At 56.8% G+C, this 18,476-nt stretch carries 9 protein-coding genes; 4 read left to right on the forward strand and 5 right to left on the reverse strand.

Features of this window, described 5'->3' with window-relative positions; genetic code table 11:
• The first annotated feature begins 74 nt into the window (after positions 1 to 74).
• Both ABU190_RS01030 and ABU190_RS01035 read left to right on the forward strand, forming a co-directional pair.
• Positions 75 to 8,576 (forward strand): cadherin domain-containing protein, encoded by an 8,502-nt coding sequence (locus ABU190_RS01030; RefSeq protein ID WP_354690131.1) that lies wholly within the window; start codon positions 75 to 77, stop codon positions 8,574 to 8,576.
• Positions 8,573 to 11,263, forward strand: coding sequence for a sulfotransferase (locus ABU190_RS01035; protein WP_354690132.1), 2,691 nt, complete (start codon positions 8,573 to 8,575; stop codon positions 11,261 to 11,263). Before ABU190_RS01030 ends, ABU190_RS01035 begins: the two co-directional genes overlap by 4 nt.
• 165 nt (positions 11,264 to 11,428) lie before the next feature.
• On the opposite strand, the gene ABU190_RS01040 is transcribed toward ABU190_RS01035, so the two are convergent.
• The 5 genes from ABU190_RS01040 to ABU190_RS01060 all read right to left on the reverse strand — a co-directional run bounded on the left by ABU190_RS01040 (position 11,429) and on the right by ABU190_RS01060 (position 15,435).
• On the reverse strand, positions 11,429 to 12,397 hold the full coding sequence (locus ABU190_RS01040; protein ID WP_354690133.1) for a LacI family DNA-binding transcriptional regulator: 969 nt from the start codon (positions 12,395 to 12,397) through the stop codon (positions 11,429 to 11,431).
• Between the two features lie 62 nt (positions 12,398 to 12,459).
• A complete protein-coding gene (locus ABU190_RS01045; protein WP_354690134.1) occupies positions 12,460 to 13,398 on the reverse strand; it encodes an ROK family protein in 939 nt (312 codons plus the stop codon).
• Between the two features lie 53 nt (positions 13,399 to 13,451).
• Positions 13,452 to 13,757, reverse strand: a complete 306-nt coding sequence (locus ABU190_RS01050; protein WP_296442064.1) for a PTS lactose/cellobiose transporter subunit IIA — start codon at positions 13,755 to 13,757, stop codon at positions 13,452 to 13,454.
• Positions 13,758 to 13,784: 27 nt separating this feature from the next.
• Complete coding sequence (locus ABU190_RS01055) at positions 13,785 to 15,110, reverse strand: PTS sugar transporter subunit IIC (RefSeq protein ID WP_354690135.1); 1,326 nt, start codon at positions 15,108 to 15,110, stop codon at positions 13,785 to 13,787.
• Positions 15,111 to 15,120: 10 nt separating this feature from the next.
• On the reverse strand, positions 15,121 to 15,435 hold the full coding sequence (locus ABU190_RS01060) for a PTS sugar transporter subunit IIB (protein WP_039079806.1): 315 nt from the start codon (positions 15,433 to 15,435) through the stop codon (positions 15,121 to 15,123).
• A gap of 179 nt (positions 15,436 to 15,614) precedes the next feature.
• On the opposite strand from ABU190_RS01060, the gene ABU190_RS01065 reads away from it, so the two are divergent.
• Both ABU190_RS01065 and ABU190_RS01070 read left to right on the forward strand, forming a co-directional pair.
• Positions 15,615 to 16,889 carry a PTS transporter subunit EIIC gene (locus ABU190_RS01065; protein WP_079496212.1) on the forward strand — a complete coding sequence of 425 codons (1,275 nt, stop codon included), beginning with the start codon at positions 15,615 to 15,617 and terminating at the stop codon, positions 16,887 to 16,889.
• Between the two features lie 233 nt (positions 16,890 to 17,122).
• Positions 17,123 to 18,466: a carbohydrate porin gene (locus ABU190_RS01070; protein WP_354690136.1), complete on the forward strand. Its 1,344-nt coding sequence runs from the start codon at positions 17,123 to 17,125 to the stop codon at positions 18,464 to 18,466.
• Positions 18,467 to 18,476 lie beyond the last annotated feature (10 nt).

Consider the following 18,476-nt stretch of genomic DNA (forward strand, 5'->3'; position numbering starts at 1 on the left):
GCCGGTGACCGTTGCAACCCGATTTCCCTGTCCGCCCCAGAGAGAGATAACACATTATGAAACCCGAGACCCAGATGAAGCCACGCCAATATACGCTCAGTACCGGTAAAACCCGCATCTCCCTGCAGGCCGGGCAGACCAATATTCACAAAGCTGCGCCGGGTGAATCTTACCGGGTGCTTAAACGCCAGGGTGAAAATGATCAGGAAAAGCTGGCTGATGACGTAGTGGCTTCACGTCACGGACAGGATCTGCAACTGGACTATGCCGATGGCACCACGCTGACCCTACAGGGCTGGTATACCGAAAGCGATACCAGTGTAACCCTGCCTGCCGATGGCACCTCTACCCAGGTGATTACGCCGGGGAGCACCGAAGGGGCGGCCCTGTCTGACGGCAGCCATGTTCTTTATGCGCACGGTTCTCCTGACGCGCTGGCCAGCATGACCTCAGGCCACCCCGGGCTGGAAGGTATCTTAGCTGGCCTGCAGGATGGCTCGGTAGTGACTGGCCATCCGGTAACCTACCTCCCGCAATCACATTCTTACGCGGGCTACCTCGCCGGTGCCCTCGGGCTGGGGGGCGTGATCGGGGTTGCAGCGGCAAGCGGTGGCCATGGCGGGCATGATAAGGGTGGCGATAACAACAATAACGGTGGGGGAGAAACCCCGGTCCAGAACGCTGTTCAGCTTAATTTTGTCGGCGGCCCGGCGCTCAGCAGTAATGATTTGAAAGTAGAGATTTATCAGGCCGATGGCAAAACGCTGATTGGCACGGGGACTTTGGGGGCCGATGGCTCGGTCACCGTGTCTGCGGGCAGTTACACCGGCGTCGTTATTGTGAAACTCATTAACAGCGGCAGTGCCGCTGACTACCTGGACGAAGCCACTGGCGCGGGTAAAGACCTCTCTGCTCAGCTTTGGAGTATGGGGGTTATCTCCGGAAACAACAGTACTCTTGTGCTCAATGTTAACGTGTTGACCACACTCGCCTATACCAAGGCCCAGGAGGCCCTCGGTGGCACGCCTGACAATCCCGCCACCCTGAGCGCAACCCAGGTGACCGACACGGCAACGGCCATCAGTAACCTGTTTGGTGTGGATAACATTCTGAACACCACGGTTACCGCTACCAATGGCGGCAGTTTTGATGCTGCCGATGGCCTGAGTGCCGGTGAAAAATATGGCCTCCTGCTGGCGGCCTTCTCCGGTGCAGAAGCCAACGCGGGTGCGACCACCCAGACCATCCTGGACACTGTCGCTGCCGGAATCACACTTGGCAGCACTAACAATCTGTCCGATGGTGCGCAGTCGTTGCTGATTAAAGGCGCAGCGACCGCCAGTGATGCATCCGGCGGCGTCAGCCTCATTATTGATACCCATGCGCCTGTCTTTAGCAGCGCCACGACGGCCAGTGTGGATGAGAACATCGGGGCAGGCAAGGTGGTCTGGACTGCTGTTGCTACCGACCCCAGTCAATTCAGCTATAGCCTGGGCAACACCGGTGACAGCGCACTGTTCAGCATCAATGCCTCTACCGGTGCGGTCACACTGACCGGCAATCCGGATTATGAAAGCAAAGCCAGCTACAGCTTCACTGTCGTCGCCACCGATGCGGCAGGCAATGCCAGCAGTCAGACGGTCACCCTGGCGGTCAACAACCTTGACGAAGTGGCGCCGACAATCACCAGCGGCACGACGGCCACGGCGATCAACGAAAACAGCGGCGCGGGTCAGGTGATTTACACCGCCACGGCCACCGACAGCGGCGATATCAGTGGCGGGGTGACCTTCTCGCTCAAAGCGGGCAGCGACGCGGGGCTGACGATCAACCCGACTACCGGAGCCGTCACGCTGACCGGCAACCCGGATTTTGAAAGCAAATCCAGCTACAGCTTCACTGTCGTCGCCACCGATGCGGCAGGCAATGCCAGCGACCGCACGGTCACCCTGGCGGTTAACAATCTCGACGAAGTGGCGCCGACCATCACCAGCGGCACGACGGCCACGGCGATCAACGAAAACAGCGGCGCGGGTCAGGTGATTTACACCGCCACGGCCACCGATACCGGCGATATCAGCGGTGGGGTGACCTTCTCGCTCAAAGCGGGCAGCGACGCGGGGCTGACAATCAACCCGACCACCGGTGCGGTCACACTGACCGGCAATCCGGATTATGAAAGCAAAGCCAGCTACAGCTTCACTGTCGTCGCCACCGATGCGGCAGGCAATGCCAGCGACCGCACGGTCACCCTGGCGGTCAACAACCTTGACGAAGTGGCGCCGACAATCACCAGCGGCACGACGGCCACGGCGATCAACGAAAACAGCGGCGCGGGTCAGGTGATTTACACCGCCACGGCCACCGACAGCGGCGATATCAGCGGTGGGGTGACCTTCTCGCTCAAAGCGGGCAGCGACGCGGGTCTGACCATCAACCCGACCACCGGTGCGGTCACGCTGACCGGCAATCCGGATTTTGAAAGCAAATCCAGCTACAGCTTCACCGTTGTTGCCACCGATGCCGCGGGTAACGCCAGCGACCGGACGGTCACGCTGGGCATCAATAACCTCGATGAGGTCGCCCCCAGCTTCACCACGGGCAACAGCAGCGACAGCTTCGCCACCGCCACGGTGAGCGTTGCCGAGAATACCGCCACCAGCACCGCCATCTATACCGCGCAGGCCTTTGACAATGACGCCGCCGATGGTGGCGAGCACGTCACCTACAGCTTGATCGATGCGGATAATGGCGCAGACGCCCAGTATTTCACTATCGATGCGGCAACGGGTGCGGTCACTTTCAAAGCCAGCCCTGACTTTGAAGGCACCCACGCGCCTGCATACACCTTTATCGTCGCCGCCACTGATGCGGCAGGCCATGTGACCATGCAGACCGTCACCGTTAATGTCACCGATGTGGACGAAATCGCACCGACTGTCACACTCTACGGCAGCTCTACGGGGCCCGTGATGCTGAGCCCGGCGACCGGCTACATTTACCCCAACGGTTTCGACACAACCGCGCTGGGCGACGGTAGCTTCCTGGTGACATGGGCAGGCAACAACAATGGCAGCTACGGGATCTATGCGCAGCGCCTGAGCGCTCAGGGTGTGGCGATGGGCGATCCCGTACAGCTCGCATCAAGCGCGACCAACACTTACTCCAACGCGTTGGACAGTGTCATCAGTGTGACGGCCATTAACGATGCAGGGGCGTATGCCGTGGCCTGGACCGGCAAAAATAGCGCCAGCACTGACAGCAGCATCTATACGCAGTTGTTCAACGCTGACGGCAGCCCAATATCCACAGCCGTGAAACTTGATGGTGCCGCTTCTGCGCAGGATATCGCCCCGCAGATCGCGACGCTTACCGATGGCAGCTATATCGTGACCTGGTACATCAACGGCGGCGGTGTCTATGTGCAGCGCTTTGATGACGCGGGTGTCGCAGTTGGCAACACCGTGCCGCTGATTGTCTCCGGCTCCTCTAACAACGCCAGCCCGCAGGTGACTGTGCTGGACAGCGGTAGCTACGTGGTGACCTGGCAGGGCCAAACCTCCGGCGACTACCATATCTACGTGCAGCAGTTCGACGCTACCGGCACCCCATCCACCCCGGTGGTGCTGGACGCCTCGACGGGAAACAGTACTAACTACGAAACCCTGCCGCAGATCACGTCGCTGGCTAACGGCGGCTATGTCGTTACCTGGTCCGGCTACAACTACAGCAACTCGAACTACAACAGCAGCACCTATGTGCAGCAGTTCGATGCCAACGGCGCCAGGGTTGGCAGCATCGTCGAACTGAACGGCGCGAGTAACGCTAATTTCGGTAGCGAATATACCTACCCGTACGTTGCAGCGCTGACCGGCGGTGGCTACGCCATCACATGGATGGAATATACCGATACAAACGGCTCCGACGATTACACTGTCTTTGTTCAACAGTTCTCGGCTGGCGGCAGCAAAGTGGGCGCTACCGTGCAACTGGACGCATCACACAACAACACGAGCAACAACTACGACGAATTACCGCGCATCACGGCGCTGGGCGATGGCGGCTATGTCGTTACCTGGATGAGTTTGGGCAGCTCGAATTGGGACGTCAATGTGCAGAAATTCGATGCCAGTGGCGGCCTGGTGGGCGGTGTCGTACAACTGCAAGCTTCCAGCGGCGCGACCGACCTCTATCCACAAGTCACCGCCGTTGGTACAAACGGCGAATACATGGTGACCTGGTACGGTTATGCCAGCGGCATTTCAGGCTATCACCTCTTTGTGCAGAAATTTAACGCCGACGGCAGCACCCACGAAAACCTCGTCGTGCTCAACCACGATGGCCATGCCACCGTGCAAAGTACCGAAAGCGGCACCATCTATCTCGTCAACGACAATGTCGTGGTCAGTCAGCTTAGCGACATTACGGGCGCCCCCGGCAACCTGTGGGCCAGCACGACTGTCACAGCCAATACCAGCGCAACGATCTCTGCCGCAAATCTCGCAGAAGGCACCTACCATGCTTATGCCGTCGATGCGGCAGGCAATCTTTCTGTTATTTCCGGTCGCAGCGTGTTGGTGGACAACACCGTGCCCGTCTTTACCAGTGCTGCCACCGCCGCCGATATTACCGATAGCACTGCCGTCGGCGATACCGTCTACACCGCTGCCGCCACCGACGCACACGGTGTCACCTACAGCCTGAGCGACACCCAGCACTTCCGCATCAACACCAGTACCGGCGTCGTGACGTTGCTCTCCAGCCCGGCCAGCGCCACTGGCGCGCAATTCACTGTTACTGCCACCGATGCCGCTGGCAACCAGACCACGCATACCGTCACCTACAACGTCGTCGACACCACGCCGCCTGCCGTCACGCTCACCCGCGACGTGGATGGTGTGGAGAACAGCAGCCAGACGGTCACCGTGCAGAGCACCGAGGCTGGTACGGTATACCTGGTCAGCGACAGCGTGACGGTGACGAATCTGAGCAGCCTCACCGCCGCCGCCGACAACCTGGTGAACAGCGTCGCCGTCGCCGCGAATGCTGGCACCACGCTGGCGCTGACTGGCCTTGCCGAAGGCACCTACCACGCTTATGCTGTGGACGCGTCCGGTAATGTCTCTGCCATCTCAGGCAGCAGCGTGATCGTGGACAACACCGCGCCTGTCTTCACCAGCGCTGCCACCGCCGCCGATATTACCGATAGCACTGCCGTCGGCGATACTGTCTACACCGCTGCCGCCACCGATGCGCACGGCGTCACTTACAGCCTGAGCGACACCGGGCACTTTCATATTAACGCCAGCACTGGCGTCGTGACGCTGCTCTCCAGCCCGGCTAAGGCCACTGGCGCGCAATTCACCGTCACCGCCACCGACGCCGCTGGCAACCAGACCACGCATACCGTCACCTACAACGTCGTCGACACCACGCCGCCTGCCGTCACGCTCACCCGCGACGTGGATGGTGTGGAGAACAGTAGCCAGACGGTCACCGTGCAGAGCACCGAGGCCGGCACGGTATACCTGATCAGCGACAGCGTGTCAGTGACGAATCTGAGCAGCCTCACCGCCGCCGCCGACAACCTGGTGAACAGCGTCGCCGTCGCGGCAAACGCCAGCACCACACTGGCGCTGACTGGCCTGGCCGAAGGTACTTACCACGCTTATGCCGTTGATGCGGCAGGCAATCTTTCCATCATTTCCGGCAGCAGCGTGATTGTGGACAACACCGCGCCCGTTATCGCAGGCGGCGCCACCGCTACCGGCGCCACCATTGTTGGCGGCACGGCGGCTGGCACACAGGTGTACGATGCCAACGCCACGGACGCCCATGCCATCACCTATAGCCTGGACGCGGACAGCCTCGCCAATTTCGCCATCAACCCCACCACCGGCGTCGTCACACTGAACAACGCCGCTATCGAGGGCAGCTATAACTTCATCGTTACCGCGACCGATGCCGCTGGCAACCACAGTAGCCAGACTGTCACCCTTAACGTCAGTGCTGGCCTTAATGGCAGCGCGTTGGTCTCGGGCAGTACCACCGACACATCCACCGAGATGACCATCAACGTCGGTCTGGAGAAACTGAGTAACGGCTACACGGTCCTGGAGTACATGAAGCAGACCGGCGGCGACAATATTTCCTGGGATCCGACCGGCCCGCTTTACGCTGGCGTTATTAAGGTGCTGGACGCGGGCAATAACGTCATCAAGACCGTCGACATCAGTATCCCCAATGGCTACACCATGATGGATACACAGATCAAGGCGCTGGCCAACGGCGGTTTCGTCGTGGCCTGGTCGCAGGTGGATACCGCTAATTACTCAGATTACAGCGTCCACTATGCGATCTATGACAACAGTGGCAATCTGCAATCCAGCAACACCCTGGCAGCCCCTGGTACCGGGGTCACCATCGCGGCGCAGAGCAGCGCGAATGGCGGTGATTTCGCGATCGCCTACCAGACGATGGGGACCGGGACCGATCAGCAGGAAGCTATCTCTGTCTTCCACTACAACGGCAGCGGATTAAACTTCACCCAGGGCGCGCAGACCCTGATTGGCGGCAACAGCTCGAGCGCCAATTTCGGCGGCGTCGCCAGCCCGGCAGTCCAGTTGATGAAATTCCAGTTGACGCCGGGTGTGCTGACGGCACTGAGCGATGGCAGCTATGTGCTGGCGTCCGAGGTCTACGACTGGATAGGCACGCCTGGTCAGTCGGCGACAAGCACGCCTATCGGCGCCTTCATCTTCAAGCTCGACGCCACCGGCTCGCTGGCCAACTTCGACAGCGGCAAGACCTGGCAGCGCGTTAACTGGAATGACGAGCAGGGTTCGCCGACTAACGCCATTGCTTTCGATGGGGGTTTTGCTGTCTTTAGTCAGGAATATCGCACTGCAACCTGGCAGGTCACGCTCTATAACAACAACGGCACACTCATCACCACCAACGTCCAGAGCAACACCGTTTATAACATGGGGACCCAGAGCTATCACGCCGTGGACGTTGGTGCGATGGACAAGGTGACCCATGATGAGTTGCAGTACAGCACCACCGGCTACCTGGCGGCATCAGCCACGGTGTATGACAACGGTACGGATCTGGTGTTCGTGTTCCCTGACGGAAACGGCGGCCTGAGCCAGGTCAGTATCTCCAAAACCACCGGCGAGCTGACCAGTGCGGTGACGGACACCGGTATCACGGTGCCCCAGGGCGGGCAGTTGTATAACGTGCGGATCGTCTCCGATGGCGCGGGCGGCCATGACATCACCTACTCTGTGCTGTTTGATAGCGACACAAGCGATGGCGGTAAGGCCGGCTATGCTGTCGGCGATATCTATCAGATTGGCCTGAACGCAGGTCCTGCTCCAGCGTTACCGATAGTGACCGATGCCCATATCGCCATCACCTCCACGCCAGGTGGCGCAGACGGCACTAGCTACAAGATCGGCGATACCGTCACCGCCGTATGGGATAACTCGTCCAGTGGCGACGCCAATACCAGCACAGTGACCGGCGTCACTATGGATTTCAGCCAGTTTGGCGCCAGCACGCCGGTGGCGGCCTGGGACGATGGTACCCATGGCGATGTCACCGCTGGCGATGGTAAGTATACGGCCCAATACACTATTGCCGCTGGCTCCATTAACAACGTTCATGGTCTCAACGTCTCTGTTACGGCCACCACGGCGAGCCACACCTCGGCCACGGCGGCGGACAGCACCGGCCTTACGGTAGACAGCACAGCGCCTGTGCTCTCCAGCAGCACGCCGCAGGATAACGGCGGCAGCGTTGCCACGGGCTCTAACCTGACACTGACCTTCAGCGAGAACGTGCAGGCCGGCAGCGGCCATATCACCCTCGTTAACGACGGCAACAGCAGTCTGAACAAGGTCATCGACATCACCGACAGTTCGCAGGTCTCTATCAGCGGTCACACGGTGACGGTCAATCCGACAACGGATCTGGCGGCTGGTGCAAACTACCATGTCCAAATCGACAGTACCGCGCTGCACGACGCGGCGGGGAATAACTTTGCAGGTATCAGCACGTCGACGGGGTTGAATTTCACGACCGCTTCCGCCTCGGTCGGGGATCCTTCCATCGTGGTGTTCGACCTGACGACGGGGCAAAGCTCCGAGCATAACGGGCGTGTCTTTGACGCCAATACCGCGTACACCATCTATATCAAGGTCAACAGCAATTACAGCCCGCTGGTTGGGCTGGATAGCAACGAAATGTGGTCGGGCGCGCAAAATCTGGGCACGGACGACAAGATTGTGCTGGTGGGCACGGGCAGTGCTGTTAAGGGAAGCCATGGCGACGCAGTGATGGCGATGAATCACGGCGGCAATTCCGTTAACTGGGTGGCGGGGTTCTCTTCTACGCTTTCTTCTAATGTCGCCGGCGTTGCCGCAAATGGCCAATTCGCTCGTGGTGGAAATAACGCGGATCTTTGGAACGGCACCTGGGCCGCAAACCCGAATGCGGATAATTCGTTTGCTCAGGCGTATTTGCAGGCGATGCCTGCCGGCGTCCTCACCTCGCAAGGGCTGGCGATACCATGACAGGTTCACTGATTCTGCTACGCCGCCTGGTCGAAATGCGGCAATTCGAGGCGCTGCAGGAGGCTGTCTTTAGCCTGCCGGCGCTCTCATCAGCAGAACAGGTGCTTTTGGCCCTGGCTCAGGCCCATTTGGGCCAGCCAGAGGCGGCTCGCCAGACGCTGGGGGTACTGATCCCGGCGGAACTGGAGGTCGATGCCCGTGTCGATCTGGCTGCCGTGCACCTGCTTCTTGGGGAATCTGCCACGGCGCAGGCGCTGCTGGAAGCCACCCGCACCGAGGCACCAGACCACTCGCTTCTGCTGGCGCGTCTGGCTGCCTGTTATGTGCAGCATCAACGGGAGGAAGAGGCTATCCCTCTGTATGAATGCAGTCTGCGCCTGCAACCACGTATCGACGTCTATCAGCAACTGCTGCGTCTCTACCTGCAAAGTGAGGCGTTGCATCAGGCCGAAGAGATGCTGGCCGCCGCACACCGCTTCTGGGCAGGCGAGCGGGAGCACTGGCCCGCACAGCAGGTGGCGCTGCACGATCAGCAACTGCGCGGCCTGCGTCTGGAGCTGTGGCTGGCCCGTGGCGACTTCGCCCGCGCTGATGCCTGGCTGGACGCACGCCATGCTGAACTGGCTGAGGACGATTACTGCGGCCTGCTGACCGGTTATGTTCAGCGTCTGGCCGAGCGAGGACGCCATGCCCAGGCCGAGGATGCGCTGCGCCATGGCCTGCGTCATTACCCGGAGCATCCGGACCTGTATCTACAGCACGCTGAACTGGCAGAGTTGCAGGGGCGCATACCGCATGCCATTGCCTTGTTGCACCACGCCATTACTCTGGCCGGGCAGCAGCAAAAAATGACGCTTCTTCTGCGCCTGAAGCTTGCCAGCGTCGCTACCCAGGGGCATCCGGCGTTGGCGCGTAACATGGCTGAGCAGGCGATTGAGGAGGCCGGAGCGCTGACGCCTTCACCCGATATGGACGCCGCGCAAATCGGTCACTGGCTGGCGCAGGCGCAAGTAGCACTGGCCGGTGCAGACGTGCAGGAACAGCGGTACGCCGGGGCAGAGGCGCGATACATCGACGTGCTGCAGGCACATCCGCAACTGCTCCCGGCACTGCAAGGGCTGGGACAGTTATATATGCAATTGGGGCGTATCGACGAGGCTGTTGCGCTGTTCGAGCAAATTTTGGCGATCGACCCGGCACGCGGTCATGCGGCGCTGATCAATGCCCGTCGTTTTCCGCAAGATGAAGAGACGTTGATTCGCCTGGAAAACCTGGCGCGTCGGCCTGGCTTGTCCGGCCCGGTGCAGCCTGGGTTGCTGCTGCAACTGGCTGCTGCCTGGGAAAAACGCAAAGAGTACGCCAGAGCCTTCACCCTGGCCAACGAAGCTAATGCCGCCCACCGCGCACTTCTACGTTACGATCCGGTTGCACACCGACAAAGCTGCGCGCGTATCCGCCACGCATTCAGCCGTTCGCTCTACGAGCACCGACGCCACATCGGCAACGATTCAACGCTGCCGGTGTTCGTACTGGGTATGCCGCGTTCCGGTACGACGCTGATTGAACAGATTCTGGCGGGGCACAGCCAAATCCACGGCGCGGGTGAACTGGGGGTAATTCCCAGCACGATCGCCAGGCTGGAGCGCTGGGAACGTCATACGGGGTCAGGACACCATTACCCGGACTGTGTGGACGATCTGTCGGCCGATGTCGTGGCGGGTATCACCGCCAGCCTGCTCAAGGAACTGCGGGAAACCGTGCCAGAAAACGCTTCTGAGGTTCGGCATGTGGTGGACAAGCTGCCGCACAATTTCGAGAACATTGGTCTTATCAAGCTGCTGTTCCCGAACGCGCGGATAATCTCAGTGCGGCGCGACCCGCGCGATATCGCTATCTCCAACTACTTCACTGACTATGCGGCCAAACATGGCGGTATGGGCTTCGCCTATGATTTGCGATGGATTGGTGAACAACTGGCCGACCATAACCTGTTGATGCACCACTGGAACCAGCTATTCCCCGGCGAAATTCTTGAGGTGCGCTACGAGGATGTTGTCTCTGACCCGGAGCGTGAGGCGCGCCGCATGCTCGCTTATCTGGGCGTGCAGTGGGAGCCACAGGTGCTCGACACGTCTGAACTGGACAGGCCGGTCAAGACCGCCAGTGTGTGGCAGGTGCGTCAGCCTATCTATCAGACCGCGCGCGAACGCTGGCGGCGTTACGCGGACTTTCTGGCGCCGCTTACCGCGGGCACCAATGCGAAGATCGTGCATGAGCCTGTTGAGATGGTAAGCCTGCCGGTGCCGGGGATGCAGACCGAGGGTATCGTCTACTATCGTCAGGGAAAACTTGATGAAGCCGAGATGCTTTTCAGACGCCTGCTGCACCACCTGCCCGAACACGCTACCGCGCATTTTATGGTGGGCCTGATTTGTGTGCGCAAAGGGCACCTGGCCGATGGCATCGGGCACATGGAAAAGGGACTCCAGGCCTGCCCATGGAATGCCAACTGGCGACGCGATCTGGCGCAGGCCTACGAATTGGCAGGGCAACCGGAAAAAGCACAGGCGTTAAGGTCGCGCCACGTCAGCACGGATGACCGTGTGATGAGCGTAATAGACGTTGACCAGGATGACGCTGTTTCTCTGGATTTCTCCATTCGCACCTCCGCGACGCGGCCGTTTTAGTGAGCCGCGGCAGTAGCGCGAATATCTTATGGCGGAATGTCGCGCGCTGACGGCGTAAACGGGGCAGGGCAGAAGGATAAGGGCAGGCAAGGTCATCTACAGCGACAGAATCGTGCTCCTTATGTCGAGGTTTTCCCGCTGCGCCCATTTACGCGAAAGGGAATTTCACATCGCGTTAATATCGGTTACCGATGCGCGTGCCACCAGGCGTCCGGTAATCGATTTGCCCTCTTCCACAAAGACAGGGTGCCCATCAATTAACGATTGAATACGTTGTATACATTGTTCCAGCAATTGATCGACAGGGTAAGCGATGCAGGTCAGCGTAGGATAAAGCAACGCGGCAAGCGGGGAATCCTCAAGACTGACGATAGAGACTTCTTGCGGTACGGCAATATTAAATTCACGCAATAAACGCATGGCCTCGGCGGCGTAGCTGTCGCGTTTGGCAATGATTGCCGTGTATTTTGTAAAACTGTTAATGAGCTTTAACAATGCCTGTTCGATATTGTTGTTGGCCATGACCAGCAACTGGCGGTTAAACGGTAGCGAGTAATTCTGCAAAACGCTGCGATACCCTTCCAGCATCTGCTTACTGGCAACGTCGTCTTCATTATCAACGAGCAAGGCAATATTGCGGTGTCCTTTCCCGAGCACGTAACGACAGGCGCTTTCTGCCGCGAAAGCATAATTATAGCCCTGGCTGGCGCTTCCTTTAGTGGAAAAGGCGTCAAAGGCGATGACATTGGCTGGCATATCGCTACTGGCATGACTTAAGGTCACCACCGCAGCGCATTGATGATGCAGACTGTGTATGGCGGCTTTTTGCTCGTTTTCATCATTAACATACTGAATCAGTAATGATTTATTGAGCGCTTTCACCGCAAGCGACAGGCGAGGCAAAAGCGTCGCGCTGAAACTGGCTTCATGCGCGGGCAACACCATACCGATATAACCTGATGTATTACTGGCCAGCGTCTGCGCCGCAAAACTGGGACGATAGTCGAGCACTTCAACGGCTTTTAACACCGCTTCACGGCTATCGTCGCGCACGCCACGTGTGCCGGTCAGCACGCGTGAAACCGTGGCGCGGGAAACATTGGCTAATTTTGCAACATCATCAATAGTAGGCATGGTGTTTTCTGTATGGCGATTTTCTCCCAATAATACCATAAATGCAGACCAGTTTTAGTCACTTACGCTGTACGGCGCGCCGTATCGGTTTGGTGTGAATGAAGCGTGGGCAGCCATGCAGCGCCGCGAACCCCGCTGGCATCGCCGAACCTGGCTTTCACAATAGTAGTGTGACAAGAGGACGAAAAAATGTACCTCTTGATAGCTGGTGGAAGGTCGCGATAGATCGATGCAACGTTAGAAAGCCCGCCGCCAATCACAATGACATGCGGATCGAGCGTATTGATAACCCCGGCGATGCTGCGCGCAAAAGCGTCGATAAAGTGCTGATAATGGGCGAATGCCAGCGGATCGCCTGCTTCGGCTGCGGCAATGATCGACTCCGTGCTTAGCTGGCTTGCCTGTTTCTCATTAAAACGACGGCTAAATCCGGTGCCGGAAATATAGCTTTCAATACAGTTCTCATGCAGACAATAGCAGTGCTGAACCGGGCCATCTTTTTCTGCTGTCCAGCCTGGCAGTGGATTGTGCCCCCATTCGCCTGCAATGGCGTTGGGGCCGCTGAGTAACTGTCCATTCACCACCACGCCGCCGCCGCATCCGGTGCCGATAATAACGCCAAACACTGTCCCATAACCCTGGCCCGCACCGTCGATGGCCTCGGAGAGGGTAAAACAGTCGGCATCGTTGGCCAGAAAAACCGGTTGTTCCAGGCGACAGGCCAGGTCTTTTGCTAAATTTTCGCCATTCAGCACCAGACAATTACAATTCTTGATAAGATCGGTTTCCGGGTCTATCGCACCCGGTAGCCCAATCCCGATGGTAAATTCCTGCTTCTGTTCGGTTTTGATGTATTCCACCATCCCGACGAGATGATGAAGAAATCCGGCGTAGTCGGCTTTATACGTTGGACGCCGCTCACGAAAACGAACCGTGCCGTTTTGGTCCAGCAGTACCGCTTCCATTTTTGTACCGCCAATATCAAGGCCAAGGTGAAGCATTGTCATCCTCCAGTAAAAGAAGAGAGGCTGCGCCTCTCTTCGGTGTCGTGCAATTAATGGCGCGTGCGGTAAATGTCGATAAGCTCTGTTACCAGCTCTTTCGCAAGGATGGAGGTCATCAGGTGATCCTGGGCATGCACCATCACCAGCGTCATTTTGGTTTTTCCTTCGCCTTCATCGGCTTCAATAAGCTGGGTCTGGACTAAATGCGCTTCACGGGCAAAGTGTTGCGCCTGCTGCATTTTTTCATCAGCATCGGCAAAATTGCCTTCTTTGGCGCTCTGCAGCGCTTCATAGCACAGGCTGCGTGATTGCCCGGCATTGATGATAATGCCCATGACTTGCTCTTCTAATTCCATAACATCCTCTGAGTTCGGTTATTGCAGTTATGCGGTTTCTGACTGGCCTGTAGCACCGGATGGCTGATTTTCAGCGGCATCTTGTGCAAGTAACTGTTTTTCGTAGGCTTTAAAGAACGGAAAATACATGGCGGTGGCGGTGACCATACAAATCAGACACATAATGACCGGGCTAAAGGCCCAGTTCGCCGCCCAGGAGGCGCCGATCGGCGCCGGCGTGGTCCACGGGGTCATCGAGACCATACGGGCGACCAGTCCGAAGTCGAGTGCCAGGTAGGCCAGGGTGGCATTGACCATCGGCACAAGCACAAACGGAAGGAAGAACAGCGGATTCATAATGATCGGTGCGCCAAACAGAATGGGTTCATTGATGTTGAACATACCAGGAACGATACCCATGCGGCCGATAGTGCGCAGGTGCACGGCTTTGCTGCGAATCAACAGCAGCGCCAGCGGTAAGGTTGAACCCACGCCGCCAATCAGCAGATAGTGATCCCAAAAACCCTGCACATAAATGTGGGGAATGGCGGTGCCTGCGGCAATGGCCGCCTGGTTGACGGACAGGTTCGCCATCCAGAAAGGGTTCATAATGCCGGTGACGATCAGCGCGCCATGGATCCCGGCAAACCACAGGATCTGGCACACCAGCACAGAGAGCAGAATGGCGGGTAATGTGTCCGACGCGGCGACCAGCGGTTTAACCAGCGACATGATCGCTTCCGGGATGATCATGCCAAATTGGGCTTCGATAACCAGATTCAGCGGATGCAGCGTCAGCACCACGGCAAGAACCGGGATGAGGATTTCGAACGAACGTGCCACCCCGGTCGGGACTTCAGGCGGCAGGCGGATGGTAATGTTGTTACGACGCAGGAAGGCGTACAGCTCCGTGGTATAGATGGCGACCAGCAGGGCGGTGAAAATCCCCTGTCCGGAGAAATACGCCGTCGAAATTTGCCCATCTTTAAGCGGCGCGGCGATAAGCAAAAAGCCCATCAGCGAGAGCATGCCTGACGTCAGCGGATCCAGTTCATGATGACGAGCGAGACTGGCGGCAACCCCGACGGAAATAAATATCGTCATAATGCCCATGCTGAAATAGTACGGCAGCATCAGGTTGGCGCGATGATCGAGCGAAAATTGCAGCCAGGCGCGCGCGAATCCCCAGGTGGTGTCGGGGGAAAAGGGCGGAAAAATAAACACCAGCATAAAAGAGCCGACAATCATAAACGGCAGCGCAAGGATAAAACCGTCACGAATAGAGGTAACGTATTTTTGCTGCCCGACGGCGCCGGCCAGCGGCGTGATTTTTTGCTCAATCACCGCGATTAATTTCGAGTACAGAGAACTCATGGCGTGTCCCTTATTTTTTATTGTCGATTAATGAAAGGGCAAAATCTAAAACTGCTGCACCCTTCTGCATCCCGTAATCCATCATGTTGATGGGCTCAACGCGAATACCGTAGGCATTCGCTTTGTGTTGCAGATCCTTCTGCATGTACTTCACCTGCGGGCCAAGAAGAACGACCTCGTAATGCCCCACTTGTTGTTCAAATTCCGCGACACCAAAGGCTTTGATATCAACGTCCAGACCGCGCTTTTCCGCCTCTTCCACCATTTTTTTCACCAACAAGCTGGTCGACATGCCAGCGGAACAACAAAGCATGATTTTTTTCATGAAAAGACTCCTGACTGTGTGACGAGAATGGGCGCACTATAGACTTTGTGGATTCAAAACGGAAAGCGCTTTCCATAGATGGATGCATTAAATGTGAGCACGATCACCAGTTTGAGACTTTCACTTTGGATCGATGTAAGCGATGATCCCGCGACTTCGTGGATTAAATAGGTTCCATCATGAACATTCAGTTTATGAATGTTGTTGTTGTGCTGATCGAGCAACGTATTACCCCTTTTGCCAATATGCTCACCCGCAGCCAGCACATTACCGCCATGCGCGACAGTTTTGCGCTGGCAATGCCTTTCGTTATCGTCGGTAGCCTGATGGTGCCGTTGATCTTTCCGCCTGTTTCCATTAACCCTTTCTCGTGGTTTGGCGGTTACTACCAGTTTGTTCGCCCGATGCTTTTACCCACCTTTGAACTGACGATTGGTCTGGTGGCGTTAATCATTGCCTTTGGGGCCAGCGCCAGTCTTGCTAAGCAATACCAGTTGCCGGAAAGGTTATCGGGCCTGACAGGGTGCATAAGTTTTCTGCTCTTTATTGGCTTTAAAACCACGGATGGGAGCAATGTTTATTTAGGAGGGTTAGGGATATTTAGCGCGTTGATATCAAGCTTTTATAGTATTGAAGTTATTAGGTTTTTTTACAATAAAGGCTGGTGTATACGCCTGCCGGATGAGGTGCCGGTGATGACGCGAAATGGTTTCCAGCTCCTGGTGCCGTTGCTGGTGGTGATGCTGTCTGTCACGGCGGTAAATATGACGTTAAAGCTGACCACCGGCATGATCCTGCCGGGTCTGATAAGCGAAGCCTTTCGCCCGTTAATTATCGCCTCTGATACGCTGACGGCTATTCTTATCTCTTTGATTATTTGTAATTTATTGTGGTTTGTCGGCATCCACGGCGCCTTAATTGTGACCGGCATCATGAACCCCTTCTGGATGACTTATTTGTTTGAAAACCAGCAGGCGCTGGCTAGCGGGCAGGCACAGCTTCCCCATATTTATCTGCAGGGTTTCTGGGATTTCTATCTGCTGATTGGCGGAATAGGCTCCACCTTACCACTGATCTTTATGGCGCTACGCAGCCGCTCCCGGCAACTGAAAAGCGTCGGGAAACTTGGCTTTATTCCCTCGCTGTTTAATATCAACGAACCTATTCTGTTTGGCTTTCCGGTTATCCTTAACCCCATATTTTTAATCCCTTTTATTTTTGTTCCTGTCATCAATGCCTGTATTGCCTGGTATCTCACACACCTTGGCGTACTGGACCGCGCCGTGGCGATGTTACCCTGGTCAATGCCATCGCCGCTCGGCGCTGCCTGGTCAGCAAACGGCAGTTGGAAAAATATGTTTATGTGCCTGTTTGCGTTGTTCAACTCCTGGATGATCTACCGGCCATTCTTTAGGGTGTATGAACGCCAGTTGTTGGATGCAGAGAGTAAGTAAACCTGCCGCCGTTTCCCGGCCAGCGCGATGACCGCGCTGGCTTTTTTATAACTCACACCCATTTGTGTGATTTTCATCACGTTATCATTGCCATTATTCTCGATTTTGTGATTTGATCCGGCAATTATGGAAAGCGCTTTCCATATCCGGATGTACTTTTCCTTTTTTGATCCGTAAATTTCCCTTCGCGCCAATAAGACGCTCTTTCACTCAGAAAAAGAAAAAGGAAAATCATGAACAGGTTGAACCGATTAATACCTCTGGCCTTACTCATTAACGCTGCACTCTGCGCGAACGCCCAGGCCGAGGAGGTCAAGGCATATGACTTCACGCTTCACGGCTATATTCGTTCCGGCATTCTGGCGAATTCCGATGGCAACCGCGTCGACTCCGTAGGATTGATGCCCGATGGAAAATGGCGTCTGGGGAACGAAGAAGACACCAAAATCGAATTAATTCCCCAGGTTACCCTGAAATCAACATCAGGCGCGGTGGCAAAAATTCAGGCCAATATTACCCATCAGAGCAAATGTACCGCTGACTGGAACTGCCGGGACGACGATGGTCATGACGCGCAGTTCCGTGAGGGATTTGTTGAGTTAAGCCATCTCGACTTTGCCCCGGACATCACCTTCTGGGGTGGCAAGCGCTACAGCAGTTCCAATACCTCAAGCCACCAGTACGACTGGGAATACATTCAGTACAACGGTACCGGTGGCGGTTTCGATCATATGGATCTCGGTTTTGCCAGCCTGGATGCCGGTGTCTATGCCTTCTCTCCGACCGATGAAACCAAAGCCTATCCCGTTGATAAGGGCGACCAGGGTTATCCGGATGACTATTCCCTCAACGTGTGGTTGAAGAAAATCGGCGGCACCGGTCTGGATCTTGAATTCGTCGGTCATCACATGAACCGCAACGAAAACCATCCAACGTCTGCTGAAAAAGGCTATGGCATCACCGGGGTTTACAATTTTGATGGTTTCTGGGGGCTGACCGGCGGCTATTCAAAACTGGTTATGCAGTATGGGCGCGGCCTGGGGGCGGGTGATTCGCTGGGTAAAAATGGCTGGGGTTGGGCCAACCTGGACGATACCCAGTCGTGGCGCGTCATACTGGATAGCATGGCATCAGTGAATAACGTTGATATCTCGACCTTCGCCTATTACCAGAAGGATAAAAATTACCGCTGGTGGAGCAGCGATGCCGACGGCTGGGGCCGCACGCGCTGGGTAGCCGGGGTTCGTCCGTATCACCAGATAACTAAGAATTTCGCCATGCAGTATGAAGTGGGCTACGAGTATCTGGATGATGAAAACTACAAAGGTGTGAATGGCAAAGGTAAAGGGGGGCTGACGAAAGTGACCGTCGCGCCAACCCTGACGTTCGACTCGGGTTACTGGAGTCGCCCGCAGTTGCGCTTCTTTGTAACGTACGCCAAATGGGATAAAGGCGTATCTGATGCCCTGGATGGCAACTATGACTGGAGCACCAACACCATTTCCGCCGGGGGGTACAGCCGTAGCGGCAGTACGGACACCGTAAACTTTGGCGTCCAGGCAGAAGTGTGGTTCTAAGGAGAGATGA

The sequence above is a fragment of the Phytobacter sp. RSE-02 genome, assembly GCF_040578655.1.
Classification (GTDB): Bacteria; Pseudomonadota; Gammaproteobacteria; order Enterobacterales; family Enterobacteriaceae; genus Phytobacter; species Phytobacter diazotrophicus.

Coding starts and splice junctions, on each gene's coding strand:
- ABU190_RS01030 (WP_354690131.1), top strand. CDS start 75: ATGAAGCCACGCCAATATACGCTCAGTACCGGTAAAACCCGCATCTCC.
- ABU190_RS01035 (WP_354690132.1), top strand. CDS start 8,573: ATGACAGGTTCACTGATTCTGCTACGCCGCCTGGTCGAAATGCGGCAA.
- ABU190_RS01040 (WP_354690133.1), bottom strand. CDS start 12,397: ATGCCTACTATTGATGATGTTGCAAAATTAGCCAATGTTTCCCGCGCC.
- ABU190_RS01045 (WP_354690134.1), bottom strand. CDS start 13,398: ATGCTTCACCTTGGCCTTGATATTGGCGGTACAAAAATGGAAGCGGTA.
- ABU190_RS01050 (WP_296442064.1), bottom strand. CDS start 13,757: ATGGAATTAGAAGAGCAAGTCATGGGCATTATCATCAATGCCGGGCAA.
- ABU190_RS01055 (WP_354690135.1), bottom strand. CDS start 15,110: ATGAGTTCTCTGTACTCGAAATTAATCGCGGTGATTGAGCAAAAAATC.
- ABU190_RS01060 (WP_039079806.1), bottom strand. CDS start 15,435: ATGAAAAAAATCATGCTTTGTTGTTCCGCTGGCATGTCGACCAGCTTG.
- ABU190_RS01065 (WP_079496212.1), top strand. CDS start 15,615: ATGAACATTCAGTTTATGAATGTTGTTGTTGTGCTGATCGAGCAACGT.
- ABU190_RS01070 (WP_354690136.1), top strand. CDS start 17,123: ATGAACAGGTTGAACCGATTAATACCTCTGGCCTTACTCATTAACGCT.